The 13099-nt window shown below is 63.3% G+C and carries 10 protein-coding genes; 3 read left to right on the forward strand and 7 right to left on the reverse strand.

Annotated features, from left to right (window positions below):
- Positions 1-172: 172 nt before the first annotated feature.
- On the reverse strand, positions 173-2236 hold the full coding sequence (locus ACODS1_RS20915; protein WP_489087172.1) for an LTA synthase family protein: 2064 nt from the start codon (positions 2234-2236) through the stop codon (positions 173-175).
- A 208-nt stretch (positions 2237-2444) separates the two neighbouring features.
- Here ACODS1_RS20915 and ACODS1_RS20920 point away from each other — a divergent pair, with 208 nt between their 5' ends.
- Positions 2445-4376, forward strand: coding sequence for a putative nucleotidyltransferase substrate binding domain-containing protein (locus tag ACODS1_RS20920; protein ID WP_489087173.1), 1932 nt, complete (start codon positions 2445-2447; stop codon positions 4374-4376).
- Positions 4373-5080: a 3'-5' exonuclease gene (locus tag ACODS1_RS20925; protein WP_489087174.1), complete on the forward strand. Its 708-nt coding sequence runs from the start codon at positions 4373-4375 to the stop codon at positions 5078-5080. Before ACODS1_RS20920 ends, ACODS1_RS20925 begins: the two co-directional genes overlap by 4 nt.
- Positions 5081-5089: 9 nt before the next feature.
- Here ACODS1_RS20925 and trhP read toward each other — a convergent pair whose 3' ends face one another.
- The 4 genes from trhP to ACODS1_RS20945 all read right to left on the reverse strand — a co-directional run bounded on the left by trhP (position 5090) and on the right by ACODS1_RS20945 (position 9335).
- Entirely contained in the window at positions 5090-6415 is a 1326-nt protein-coding gene (gene trhP / locus ACODS1_RS20930; protein WP_489087175.1) for a prephenate-dependent tRNA uridine(34) hydroxylase TrhP, read from the reverse strand.
- A gap of 140 nt (positions 6416-6555) precedes the next feature.
- On the reverse strand, positions 6556-7062 hold the full coding sequence (locus ACODS1_RS20935) for a hypothetical protein (RefSeq protein ID WP_489087176.1): 507 nt from the start codon (positions 7060-7062) through the stop codon (positions 6556-6558).
- Between the two features lie 236 nt (positions 7063-7298).
- Positions 7299-9068 carry a sodium:solute symporter family protein gene (locus ACODS1_RS20940; protein WP_489087177.1) on the reverse strand — a complete coding sequence of 590 codons (1770 nt, stop codon included), beginning with the start codon at positions 9066-9068 and terminating at the stop codon, positions 7299-7301.
- 6 nt (positions 9069-9074) lie between these two features.
- Positions 9075-9335, reverse strand: coding sequence for a DUF4212 domain-containing protein (locus ACODS1_RS20945; RefSeq protein WP_322978795.1), 261 nt, complete (start codon positions 9333-9335; stop codon positions 9075-9077).
- Positions 9336-9578: 243 nt separating this feature from the next.
- Between ACODS1_RS20945 and ACODS1_RS20950 the strand changes: the two genes are divergently transcribed.
- Complete coding sequence (locus ACODS1_RS20950) at positions 9579-11714, forward strand: TonB-dependent siderophore receptor (protein WP_489087178.1); 2136 nt, start codon at positions 9579-9581, stop codon at positions 11712-11714.
- A gap of 110 nt (positions 11715-11824) precedes the next feature.
- On the opposite strand, the gene ACODS1_RS20955 is transcribed toward ACODS1_RS20950, so the two are convergent.
- Together ACODS1_RS20955 and ACODS1_RS20960 are read right to left on the reverse strand one after the other, a co-directional pair.
- The gene (locus ACODS1_RS20955) at positions 11825-12613 is read right to left on the reverse strand and encodes a PA3715 family protein (RefSeq protein ID WP_489087179.1); all 789 of its coding nucleotides are present in this window, start codon (positions 12611-12613) and stop codon (positions 11825-11827) included.
- Positions 12614-12757: 144 nt separating this feature from the next.
- A complete protein-coding gene (locus ACODS1_RS20960; RefSeq protein WP_489087180.1) occupies positions 12758-13060 on the reverse strand; it encodes a hypothetical protein in 303 nt (100 codons plus the stop codon).
- Positions 13061-13099: the final 39 nt, after the last annotated feature.

Genomic DNA, 13099 nt, shown 5'->3' on the forward strand with positions numbered 1-13099 from the left:
TTGCCTTCTTTTGTGGCGTTTGACAAAAGAAGGTCGCCGGGAGGCGAAACGGGAGATATCAGCAGAACGCGATAAGCAGCTTGAGCACCGAAAATAACAGCAGATTCACACAAACTTGCCAGTCCAGTACCAGAGAGACTCCGCAGAACCTCCCTGATACCAAAACCTGCGCTCAGCGGTTGCCCGGCACCTGCTTCGGGTGAGCGCCCGTGGTGTTGTTGATCAGGCTGTCAGTAGCCGTCTGCTCGAACGCCGAGAGCTTGTGCTCCATCTCGCTACGCAGTTGCGGCTCATCGACCACCTTGCCCCCCGCGTCACGCCCCAACCAGTAACGGTAAAGATGCGCGTCGCGGTCACGCGGTTTGACCAGGATGTGCTCGCCACTGACCAGCGCCACAGTCGGATCGCTGCCCGACGGTTTGATCACCGCCACACCGGCATCGTCTTGCGGCAGGCTGAGCAGGTCACGGCCCCAGCATTGCTGCTGGGTCGACTCGCCCAGGCGGCCCATGATGGTCGGCACCACGTCGATCTGGCTGCCAACGATATCGCGGCTGGCGCCGAAGGTTTCCTGCACGCCAGGGCCGATCATCAGCAACGGGATGCTGAAGCGCGACAGATCCATCTCGGTGATCTGCTCGTCGTTGCCGAAGCCGTGGTCACCCAGAATCACGAACAGGGTGTCCTTGAAGTACGGCTCCTGACGCGCCTTGGCGAAGAACTGGCCGAGGGCCCAGTCGGCGTAACGCATGGCGGTCAGGTGCTCGTCCAGCGAGCCGTGGCCGGTGACGCGCTCGACCGGCAGGTTTTCCGGCAGGGCGTACGGCGTGTGGTTGGACAAGGTCTGCAGCAGCGCATAGAAGGGCTTGCCCTTCTTGTCGAGGCTGGCCAGCTCGGTGGCCGCGCGGTCGAACATGTCCTGGTCGGACACGCCCCAGGTCGGGTCGATGAACACCGGGTCGACGAAGTCCTCACGGCCAACGAAGTTGCGCATGCCCTGGTTGCCGAAGAAGCCTGACTGGTTATCCCAGGCAAAGCTGCCGTTGTAGACGTAGACGTCGTCGTAGCCACGAACACTGAGCTGCTGCGGCAGCCCGGAGAACTGGTGGCCGCCCTCGGGCATGCGCATCAGGTACTCGAACCCCGGCAGGTTGGGGAAGCAGGCCATGGTGGCGAACATGCCCTGGTGGGTATGGGTGCCGTTGGAGAAGAAGCGCTGGAACAGCAGGCCCTGTTTGGCCAGGGCATCGAAGTTCGGCGTGATGCCGTCGGTATTGCCCATGGCGCCGATGTAGCGGCCGGCCATGCTCTCCATGAGGATCACCACCACGTTGCGCACCTGCGGCAGGCGGCCCTCGGCAGGCGGCGTGGTGACACGACGAATCGCCGCCAGGTCGTCATCGATCAAGCGATCGTTCGGTGTCAGCAGCATGTTGCGCGTCGTCTGCAGCGCTTCAGCTTCAGGCAGCGTCGCCTTCCAGCGGTTGTCGCCCTGGTCGGAGAAGAAGTAGCTGGCGGCGCTCACCAGCGTCAGGGTGCCGTTGAGGCCGAGATGGTTGGCGAACATCGACTCGGTGGTATAGGCATCGCCCCAGCGCAGCGGCGGGCCGGAACGCAGCGTGCCGCGCGCCGACACCACACTGACGAGCAGGAGCATCACGAACACCGCCGTGCGCGCGGGCCAGCGCGGTACTGGTGCGTGGCTGCGTGCCCGCGTGGCGCGCTCGATGCGGCGGAACAGCCAGGCCAGCACAGCCGTGGCCAGCGCCCAGACCAGCAGCAGGCGCAGCACCGGGAAGCCGTTCCAGATCATGCTCGACACCGTGCCGAGGTCTTCCTGCATGTACTGGAACACCAGGCTGTTCAGGCGCTGGTGGAATTCGCGATAGAAGTTCAGCTCCGCCACGGCCAGGAACAGGCACAGGCTGGTGGCAACGGTCAGCCAGGCCACATGCAGACGGCGCGCGGCCATGGCCCGCACGCTGAACAACGACAGCGTCAGCGGCAGGCAGAGATAGACGATCAGGCGCAGATCGAAGCGCGCGCCATTGAAGAATGCCTCGACGAAGCTGGCCAGCGGCGTCTGCCCGATCATCGCCTGGTTGTAGGCCAACAGGCCGGCACGGGCCAGGGCGAAGAGCAGCAGCATGCACAACACGCTGCCGAGGAGGAACGCCAGGTGACTGCCAATACTGACCGGCACCGTCGGGCGCGCGGTGGATGCGGGTGACTGCATGGAACGGCCTTGAGCTGAGGGATGGGAGTACGCAGCGTGAGCCTACTCGCGAGCGCGATGCAGGCACACCTAGTGTGCCGCAAAGGAAGTCAAAATTTCGTCAAAAAAGAAGAATTATCGTTCCAGCCTGGCGCTGCGACTTAGGTGCAATGGGCAATCCGCCCACCCACAGGCACAATGCGAACAAACAAGATCACGAGGCCGCGCCATGAGCAAAGCGGACATGCTCGCCCAGGCGGGCAGGACGGCGGTGCTGCAGAACATCCATGGCACCATGGAGTTCCTGCAGAAGTTCCCCCCCTTCAACCAGATGGACACGGCCCATCTGGCGTTTCTGGTCGAGCATTGCCAGCTGCGTTTCTACGCTGAAGGCGATTCGATCATCAAGCCCAGCGATGGCCCGGTCGAGCACTTCTACATCGTCAAGCAGGGCCGTGTGCATGGCGAGCGCCCGCACAGCGCCCGGCGCGGCACCGAGACCACCTTCGAGATCACCGCCGGCGAGTGCTTCCCGCTGGCGGCGCTGATCGGCGAGCGCGCCACGCGCACCGAACACCTGGCCGCCGAAGACACCTTCTGCCTGCTGCTGGCCAAGCACGCCTTCGTCAAGCTGTTCGCCGTTTCCAACCCGCTGCGCGACTTCGCCCTGCGCGGCGTCAGCAGCCTGCTCGACCAGGTCAACCAGCAGGTGCAATTGCGCGCGGTGGAAACCCTCGGCGCGCAATACTCGCTCGACACTCGCCTGGGCGAGCTGGCCATGCGCCAACCCATCGGCTGCGCGCCGGACACGCCACTGCGCGATGCCGTGCGGCTGATGCACGAGCAGCACGTCGGCAGCATCGTGATCCTCGATCCGCAGCGCCGCCCGCAAGGCATCTTCACCCTGCGCGACCTGCGCCGGGTGGTCGCCGATGGCATCGACCTGGCACAGCCGATCAGCGCGCTGATGACCACCGCCCCCTTCCATTTGCCGCCGGATGCCAGCGCCTTCGACGCCGCCATCGCCATGACCGAGCGGCATATCGCCCACGTCTGCCTGGTGGAGAACGAGCAGTTGTGCGGAGTCATCTCCGAGCGCGACCTGTTCAGCCTGCAGCGCGTCGATCTGGTGCACCTGGCACGCACCATTCGCCACGCCGGCAAGATCGAAACCCTGGCCGGGCTGCGCAGCGACATCCGTCTGCTGGTCGACCGCATGCTCGCCCACGGCGCCAGCTCGACGCAGATCACCCATATCATCACCCTGCTCAACGACCACACGGTGTGCCGGGTGATCGAACTGACGCTGGAGGAAAAGGGCGACCCCGGCGTGCCCTTCACCTGGCTGTGCTTCGGCAGCGAAGGCCGCCGCGAGCAGACCCTGCACACCGATCAGGACAACGGCATCCTTTTCGAGGCCAGCGACGCAGCCGAGGCCGCCGCCATTCGCGGACGCCTGCTGCCGCTGGCCGCCGAGATCAACCAGCGCCTGGCGCAGTGCGGCTTCACCCTGTGCAAGGGCAATATCATGGCCGGCAACCCCGAGCTGTGCCTGTCACGCCAGGAGTGGTCGCGACGCTTCGCCGGGTTCATCCATGAGGCGACCCCGGAGAATCTGCTGGGCTCGTCGATCTACTTCGATCTGCGCAGCGTCTGGGGGCCGACCGAGGGCTGCGAACATCTGCGTAGCGAGCTGCTCGAACGGGTCGCCGGCAATAGCCTGTTCCAGCGCATGCTGGCCGAGAACGCCCTGCGCCAGCGTCCGCCAGTCGGACGCTTCCGCGACTTCGTGGTGGCCCGCTCCGGTGCCGACAAGGACACCCTCGATCTCAAGGTGCAGGGTCTGACGCCCTTCGTCGACGGTGCGCGCCTGCTGGCACTGGCCAATGGCGTGGGCGCCGTCGGCACCCTGGAGCGTCTGCGCGCCCTGATCAGCCGTGGCGTGATCGAGGCGCTGGACGGCGCGGCCTTCGAGGAGGCCTATCATTTCATCCAGCAAACGCGGATGCAGCAGCACCAGTTGCAGGCGCGCGACGAGCTGCCCTACTCCAACCGACTCGACCCCGACAGCCTGAACCTGCTGGATCGGCGCATCCTGCGCGAATCCTTTCGCCAGGCCCAGCGCCTGCAGAGCAGCCTGGCCACGAGGTATCAGCTATGAGCAAATTCACCTGGTTCAGCGGCCGTGGCCCGGCCCTGACCCAGCAGCAACTGGAGCGGCGCCAGGCCCTGGCGCTGCCGGCGCCGCTGGACGAGCGCCCGCTGCACCAGCAACGCTTCGTTGTCCTCGATCTGGAAACCACCGGCCTGAACCTGCGCCGCGACCTGGTGCTGGCCATCGGCGCGGTGGTGATCGACAACGGCGCCATCGACTTCGCCGAGCAGTTCGAATGCACCCTGTGCCGGCCGAATCACCAGGCCAGCGTCAGCACCCTGATCCACGGCATCGCCCCCAGCGAAGTGGCACGTGGCGTCGACCCGGCACAGGCACTGCTGGAGTTCATGGAGTTCGTCGGCAACAGCCCGCTGCTGGCGTTTCACGCCGGCTTCGACCAGCGCATGCTGGCCCGCGCCCTAAAGCAGAGCCTGGACTATCGCCTGCAACATCACTTCTTCGACGTGGCCGAGATCGCGCCGCTGCTATGCCCTGACGGCTCGTCGCAGCTACGCGGTCTGGACGCCTGGGTCGAGGCCTTCGGCTTGCAGGTGCAGCAACGTCACCATGCCAGCGCCGATGCCCTGGTCACTGCCGAACTGGCGCTGATGCTGTTCAGCAAGGCACGCCGCCAGGGCATCGACAGCCTGGTCGAACTGGAGCGCCAACTCTCCAGCCGTCGCCGTCGGCAGCAGGCCATGTCGCTCTGACGCCTCGATCTACTGCCCGCTGTGCGGCGGTAGATCACGCAGCAGCAAGGCGTGGTTGAGGTCGACACCTGGCGCGACTGGCAGGAACACCCGATGGCCGTCGCCCGGCGCCACCGCGATACGCGCACCCGCGCGGTTTTCCAGATGTTCCAGGGTGAAATGCAGGTTGCCTTGCGGGGTCATCAACTCGATGCCGTCGCCTACCTCGAAGCGATTCTTCACCAGCACCTCGGCCAGCTCGCCCCGGCGTTCGCCGGTCAATTCGCCGACGAACTGCTGCCGCTCGCTACGCGAGCTGCCGTGCTGGTAGTTCTGGTATTCATCATGCACATGGCGGCGCAGGAAGCCCTCGGTGTAGCCGCGATTGGCCAGTGATTCGAGATCCTGCATCAGGCTGGGGTCGAACGGCCGGCCAGCCAGCGCATCGTCGATGGCGCGGCGGTAGGCCTGGGCGGTTCGCGCGCAGTAGAAATGACTCTTGGTGCGCCCCTCGATCTTCAGCGAATGCACGCCCATGGCCACCAGCCGCGGTACGTGCTGCAGCGCGCGCAGATCCTTGGAGTTCATGATGTAGGTGCCGTGCTCGTCCTCGTAGGCGGCCATCTGCTCACCCGGTCGGGTCGCCTCCTCCAGCAGGAAAGCCTGGCTGGTCGGCGCGCCTTCGCCCAGGGTCGGCTCGACCAGACGGACGATATCGCCGGTTTCGTTCTCACTAGCGGGCGTGGCCTGGTACTGCCAGCGGCAGGCGTTGGTGCAGGTGCCCTGGTTGGGATCGCGACGGTTGATGTAGCCCGACAACAGGCAACGCCCGGAATAGGCCATGCACAGCGCGCCATGGACGAACACCTCCAACTCCATCTTCGGCACGGCCTGGCGAATCTCTTCGATCTCCTCCAGCGCCAGCTCGCGAGAGAGGATCACCCGGCTCAGCCCCTGGCGTCGCCAGAACTCGACGCTGGCCCAGTTCACCGCGTTGGCCTGCACGGACAGGTGAATCGGCATATACGGGAAGTGCTCGCGCACCAGCATGATCAGGCCGGGGTCGGACATGATCAGCGCATCCGGTGCCATGTCGATCACCGGCTGCAGATCCTTGAGAAAGGTCTTCAGCTTGGCGTTGTGCGGGGCGATGTTGACCACCACGTAGAACTGCTTGTCCTGGGCATGGGCCTCGGCGATGCCCAGGGCCAGGTTGGCGTGATCGAACTCGTTGTTGCGCACCCTCAGGCTGTAACGCGGCTGCCCGGCGTAAACCGCATCGGCGCCGTAGGCGAAGGCATAACGCATATTCTTGAGGCTGCCGGCGGGCGACAGCAATTCGGGACGACACGACATGGAGCACCTGCTTGCAAGGCAAAGCCGGCGATTCTAGGCAGGCAGCGTGCGGCGCTCATTGATCTGCATCTATGGAAAGGCGAAGCCCCGGCATGCCGGGGCTTCGTGATGCAACTGACGGGCAGCGTTCCAGCCGCTGGCTAGCTACAGACGCGCTGGTACAGCACGCCGCCTTTGTCGATACGCTTGAGCTGCTCCAGCACCGGCTTTTGCTGCGCATCCAGCGGCAGCAATTCGCCTGTCTGGCAGTTGAGCAGATGCGCCTGATTCGAGACATGATCGATGTGCTGTTTCTCGAAGCGATAGAGCATGAATTCGGCCACCGACGCATCGCCCACTTCGCGGCGTACGACGCTCTTGCTGTCGAGCACGGTGAAGGCGGTGGTGATGGGCAGGAAATAGCTCCAGGGACGCCAGAACACATGCCCGGCCTCGCTGGCCACGACTACCGATTCAGGCGGCTGGCGCTCGAGCTGATGGTCGAACCAGGAATACTCGTACACCACCTGGTAGCCCAGCATGCCCAGGCCGCCGAACAGCGGCACCAACCAGCGCGGCAGGCGATTACCGGTGAGTTTGCGCAACAGCAGGGCCACACCGGCAGCGCCGATCCCCGCTACCACGATGGCGAGCAAAGTCCACAACATATGACTGTTCCTGAAAGACGACGGGCCTCCATTGGAACACCTCTAAAAACTATCTGCGTTGCCATCGCGGCGTTAAAAACAGGCTCAAAATGCTCATTTACAGCGCGTAAACTCCGCTTTTTCGCCTGTTTTTGCCTTGCGCTGGCTGCCTCGCCTACGTTTTTAGAGGCGCTCCATAGGAGGCCCGTGTACTGAAGCCCTGGCCACCGGCTGGTGGCGTCAGGCCGGGATTATGCTCAGTGGCTCAGCGCGGCACCAGCACCTTTGGGAGTACGCACGCTCTCCACCAGATCCTGGATTTCCTGCGGCGGTTCGGCAGTGACCATCGAGACGCCGTAGGCCACGGCGAAGTTGATCAGCGCACCGACGGTACCGAAGGATGCCGGGGAGATACCCATGAACCACTGGTCCGGGGTATTGGGCAGGCTGTTGGTGCCCGGGATGAAGAACCAGCCCAGGTAGGTGAAGATGTACACCAGCGTCACCACCAGACCGACCACCATGCCGCAGATCGCACCCTTGTCGTTCATGCGCTTGGAGAAGATCCCCATCATCAGCACCGGGAACAGGGTCGCAGCCGCGATACCGAAGGCCAACGCCACCACCTGCGCAGCGAAGCCCGGTGGATTGAGGCCCAGATAGGTGGCCAGCAGAATCGCCGCCGCCATCGATATCCGCGCCGCGATCATTTCGTTCTTCTCGCTGATCTTCGGGTTGATCAAGGTCTTGATCAGGTCATGACTGATCGCCGAAGAAATCGCCAGCAGCAAGCCAGCGGCCGTCGACAGTGCCGCAGCAATGGCACCCGCCGCGATCAGACCGACTACCCAGGCAGGCAGGTTGGCGATCTCCGGGTTGGCCAGAACCAGGATGTCGTTGTTAACGGTCAGCTCGTTACCCTTCCAGCCACGCGAGTCGGCGGTGGCAGTGAAGGCCGGCGCCGCATCGTTGTACATCTGGATACGGCCGTCACCGTTCTTGTCTTCCCACTTGATCAGACCGGTCTGTTCCCAGTTCTTGACCCAGTCCGGACGCTCGGCATACGCCAGAGCCGGGGCGCTGGCGCCTTCCGGATAGATGGTGGTCACCAGGTTCAGACGCGCCATGGAGGCCACGGCCGGCGCAGTGAGATACAGCAGGGCGATGAAGATCAGCGTCCAGCCAGCAGACCAACGCGCATCGGCCACTTTCGGCACGGTGAAGAAGCGGATGATCACGTGCGGCAGACCGGCAGTACCGATCATCAGCGACATGGTGAACAGCACCATGTTCAGCTTGTTGTCGACATCGGCGGTGTAGGCAGCGAAGCCCAGCTCACGCACCACTTCATCGAGTTTCTGCAGCAGCGGCACGCCCGACTCGACGTGGTCACCGAACAGGCCCAGCGGCGGGATCGGGTTACCGGTCAGCTGCAGGGAGATGAAGATGGCCGGGATGGTGTAGGCCACGATCAGTACCACGTACTGAGCAACCTGGGTGTAGGTGATGCCCTTCATGCCGCCGAATACGGCGTAGGCGAACACCACCGCCGCAGCGATCCAGATACCGGTGGAGTTGCTCACCTCGAGGAAGCGCGAGAAGGCAACGCCGGCACCGGCCATCTGGCCGATCACATAGGTCACGGAAATGATCACCAGGCAGATCACCGCAGTCAGGCGTGCGCCACGACTGTAGAAGCGATCACCGATGAAATCCGGCACGGTGAACTTGCCGAACTTGCGCAGGTACGGTGCCAGCAGCATCGCCAGCAGCACGTAGCCGCCGGTCCAGCCCATGAGGAAGGTGGAGTTGGCATAACCGCCAGCGGCGATCAGGCCGGCCATGGAAATGAAGGAGGCTGCGGACATCCAGTCAGCGGCAGTCGCCATGCCGTTGGTGACCGGATGCACACCACCGCCGGCGACGTAGAACTCTTTGGTCGAGCCGGCACGCGCCCAGATGGCGATGCCGATGTAGAGCGCGAAGGACGCGCCTACGAACAACATGTTGATGACGAATTGGCTCATGACCACTTACTCCTCGACGCCGAATTCTTTATCGAGTTTGTTCAGTCTCCACGCGTAGTGAAAAATGAGCCCGATGAAGAAGAGGATGGAGCCCTGCTGGGCGAACCAGAAGCCAAGATCCGCACCGCCGACCATGATGCCCGAGAGCATGGGTCGCAGGATCATGGCGAAACCGTATGAGACGAGTGCCCATACGATCAGGCTGAGGGTGATCAGGCGCACGTTCGCTTTCCAGTACGCCGCCGCGTTTGCTTTATCAGAAGTCATAGCTGCCTCCGGTTATTGTTATTCTGATGCACCTTCAAGCTAGCAGCAGGCCAGCAAAAGTCGACAGCTAGACATTGGTATTAGCCCCGCTCGGGTGAGACGCTCATTCCCCATTTTCCCTGGCCTGCAGTCGATTCTGCCGAGACAAATAAATGGCGGAGGGCAAACGCTCATTTGCAATTGATAATAATTCTTCGTAGCACTACCATGCCGGCGCTTTTTCCCTGTCCCAAGGATCTATGAATGCGCCGCCTGGTCGTCCCGCTCTTGGCTCTACCCGCCGTTACCTGTCTTTCCGCCAATGCTTCAGCCGCCGAAGACAATGCCCCGCTCGCTCTGGAAGCGCTGCAGGTCAATGCAGCCAGTGAGCGCGTCGATGGCCCCGTGACTGGCTACCGCGCCACCCGCTCGGCCAGTGCCACGCGCACCGACACCTCGATCCACGAGATCCCGCAGTCGATCAGCGTGGTTCCCGCCGAGGTGGTGCAGGACATCGGCGCCGTACGCCTGGAAGACGCACTCGACTATGCCGGTGGCGTGGAGCGCGGCAACAACTTCGGCGGCCAGGGCCTGACCGAGTTCCTGATTCGCGGCTTCAACAGCCAGGAGTTCTACCGCAACGGCTTCGCCGTCAACCGCGGCTACCCGAACATGCCCGACGCCAGCACCATCGAACGCATCGAAGTGCTGCGCGGCCCGGCGGCCATGCTCTACGGCCGTAGCGACCCTGGCGGCACCTTCAACATCGTCAGCAAGCAGCCGCAGGCCGAACGCCGCACCGTACTCGGCAGCCAGATCAACAGCGAAGGCCTGCGTCGCGGCACCCTGGACACCACCGGCGCGCTGGACGAGCAGGCCGCCTTCACCTACCGCCTGAACCTGGTGACCGAAGGCGGCGACAGCTTCCGCGATGATGTCGAGAGCGAGCGCTACAACGTCGCCCCGGTGCTGCGCTGGCAGCTCAATGACGACACCTCCATCACCCTCGAAGGTGACTACCTGCACAATCGCCACCCGCTCGACCGTGGCGTGACCCGCTACGCCAACCAGAACGGCAAGCTGCCGCGTGATCGCTTCCTCGGTGAAGAAGCCGCCGGCAAGCTGACCAACGAGAACGCCAGCACCCAGCTGCGCATCGAGCACCGGCTCAATGACAGCTGGACGCTGCGCGGTGGCGTGCAATACCTCGATGGCAAGATCTACGGCGGCGCCGTGGAGAACAACAGCAACGCCTACACCGGCCTGCCTGCAGGCGCCAGCAGCGTCGGGCGCAACTACAACGAGCGCTGGCTGAACTGGAATGACGTCAACGCCCAGGCCAATGCCGAAGGCAACTTCGACCTTGCTGGTTTCGCCCACACCCTGCTGGTGGGTGTGGAGTACGACAAGTTCAACTACAACTCGCTGATCATCCGCTCGCCGAACGACAACGCATTCCCCATCGACCTGTACAACCCGGTACACGGCCAGCCATTGCCGGCGCTGACCCGCACCACCACGCATGATGCCGAAACGCTGGAGTCCTACGCCCTCTACCTGCAGGATCAGGTCGCGCTCACCGAACGCCTCAAGGCTCAGGTGGGCGCGCGCATCGAGCGTTTCGAGCAGAGCTACGAAGACAAGCTCACCACCAGCGGCGACTGGGATCAGGCGCACAACGCCGTCACCCCGCGCTTCGGCCTGATCTACGACCTGACCGACGAACTGGCGGTGTTCGCCAACACCTCGCGCTCGTTCAAGCCCAACCGGGGTGCGGATCGCCTGAATAACTCCTTCGACCCGGAAAAAGGTGTCGCCCATGAAGTCGGCATCAAGTACGACATGCTCGACCGCGACCTCAGCCTGACTGCGGCCCTGTTCCATATCGTCAAGGAAAACGTGCTGACCAGCGACCCGCTGGACAGCACCCGCAGCATCGCTGCCGGTGAAGTACGCAGCCGTGGTTTCGACATCAACCTGGCCGGCAACATCACCCCGCAGTGGCGGGTAATCGGTGGCTATGCCTACGTCGATGCCGAAGTCACCGAAAGCACCAGCGCGACCATGCCGGTAGGCTCGCGCCTGGCCAACGTGCCACGGCACAGCTTCAACCTGCTCGACACCTACGAGTTCGATGGCGGCACACTGGACGGCCTGGGCCTGGGTATGGGCGTGAAGTACGTCAGCGAGCGTCAGGGCCAGACCAGCAACAACACCTTCGACATGGACGGCTACACCGTGGTCGACCTGCTGGCCTACTACCCGCTGACCGAGAACGTGCGCCTGAACCTCAACCTGAACAACGTGTTCGACAAGCACTACGAGGAACGCGCCTGGAACGTCTGGGCCTACCCGGGCGAGCCGCGTACGCTGCAGGCGGGGATTTCGGTCAGTCTGTAACGCCGGGCATCAGGTGAGCACGGTTCACCTGGCTTGCCACCCCGTAGCCCGGATGCAATCCGGGGATAGCCTTGTCGAGCTGTCCCCGGACTACATCCGAGCCATGTACCTTAGAGCGGATCGGAGACCTGCTCGATTGGCAACAGATAGCGTTCGTCGCCGAACTCTATGGGCAACTGGTAGCGATGCGTACTCTCTTCGACAGTCTGGCATTCGCCGTCGACCAATGCCTTGCGTCGTTCGACGCGGACATCCTTGAGCAGCAGATCGCGATACCCCTGGTTACCGACCTGATCGCTAATGATGACCACACCCTCAGTTTTGCTGAACACTCCAGCGCAGTTGGTATCCCACTCGCCCCAGACCTTTCTAACCGGTAACTCGCTCAACAATGGTCGCAATTGCTGAGCGTCCAGTTGGTAGAGGCTGAGTTGGGTTTCATAGGAAGGGTTGGGCCGGGAACTGCCACTGCGCGATATCCGCACACCGAAAGCGATATCATCCTTGCGCAGCCGATAAGGTGCAGTGTCGAACGACATGTCCTCGACGTAAATCGCATCCCAGTCCAACTTATTGGGCTCGACCAAGCGCGCCACGAAACGCTGTTTGGCGTTATCCAGCACCAGCACTTCAAGATCCGTCTCTCCATAACCATCGTACTCTGCGCGTACCAACGGCAGCGCGATCAAGGTCAGTTCAGGCCGCGCCGGCCATACCTTGCAGATGCTCCGTTCGGCATCCACCCGGTAGCGCCCGCGCTCGTCCTCCAGCGCCTGGCCAGCCTCGTGACCCGGATGGGCCATTGCGATCCAGGCCGGCAGTTGCTGCCGGCAATCATCGGCCTGCGCCAGGCTCGCCAGCAGCAGACCGCCAAGAGCGATGAGCAGTCTCTTGTTCATCCTTGAAGCACTCCCGTTCAATGTGCCGCGAGTCTACGCGACCACTCGCCCACGGCCCATGATGGGCATCGCGAAACAACCCGGCAATCCGCCGCGCCAGCCACTGCCCGGCACGCGCCTCCTCGCGCAAACCGATATGCCCGCTCATGCCCGGTACCACAGACGCATGAAGCCAAGCGCCAGTAGCAGGCCGACCTGGCCCAGCGCCGCGCACATCGCCAGGAACGAACACAGCGATGGGTTGTTCACCGCATCGTGAACGCCGGTCAGTTCATTCCAGAACCCTTCCGGCAACACCATCAGACTCAGACTGGCCAGCGGCTTGCCGCTCAGCAGCAGGCCATCGATCAGGTTGAACCAGCCGAAGAACATCAGGCCGATCAGAATCACCACCGCCACCACCAGACCAAGGCCCAGGCAGGCGGAAAACTGCAGCAAAAGACGCATGGGATCACCTCCAGAAATAAGGCGCGGCCTTGGCCGCGC

This window comes from Pseudomonas sp. FG29 (assembly GCF_057809355.1).

What these genes read in the sequence shown, in the direction of transcription:
- ACODS1_RS20915 (WP_489087172.1), bottom strand. Translation starts at nt 2,236, where the DNA reads ATGCAGTCACCCGCATCCACCGCGCGCCCGACGGTGCCGGTCAGTATT.
- ACODS1_RS20920 (WP_489087173.1), top strand. Translation starts at nt 2,445, where the DNA reads ATGAGCAAAGCGGACATGCTCGCCCAGGCGGGCAGGACGGCGGTGCTG.
- ACODS1_RS20925 (WP_489087174.1), top strand. Translation starts at nt 4,373, where the DNA reads ATGAGCAAATTCACCTGGTTCAGCGGCCGTGGCCCGGCCCTGACCCAG.
- trhP (WP_489087175.1), bottom strand. Translation starts at nt 6,415, where the DNA reads ATGTCGTGTCGTCCCGAATTGCTGTCGCCCGCCGGCAGCCTCAAGAAT.
- ACODS1_RS20935 (WP_489087176.1), bottom strand. Translation starts at nt 7,062, where the DNA reads ATGTTGTGGACTTTGCTCGCCATCGTGGTAGCGGGGATCGGCGCTGCC.
- ACODS1_RS20940 (WP_489087177.1), bottom strand. Translation starts at nt 9,068, where the DNA reads ATGAGCCAATTCGTCATCAACATGTTGTTCGTAGGCGCGTCCTTCGCG.
- ACODS1_RS20945 (WP_322978795.1), bottom strand. Translation starts at nt 9,335, where the DNA reads ATGACTTCTGATAAAGCAAACGCGGCGGCGTACTGGAAAGCGAACGTG.
- ACODS1_RS20950 (WP_489087178.1), top strand. Translation starts at nt 9,579, where the DNA reads ATGCGCCGCCTGGTCGTCCCGCTCTTGGCTCTACCCGCCGTTACCTGT.
- ACODS1_RS20955 (WP_489087179.1), bottom strand. Translation starts at nt 12,613, where the DNA reads ATGAACAAGAGACTGCTCATCGCTCTTGGCGGTCTGCTGCTGGCGAGC.
- ACODS1_RS20960 (WP_489087180.1), bottom strand. Translation starts at nt 13,060, where the DNA reads ATGCGTCTTTTGCTGCAGTTTTCCGCCTGCCTGGGCCTTGGTCTGGTG.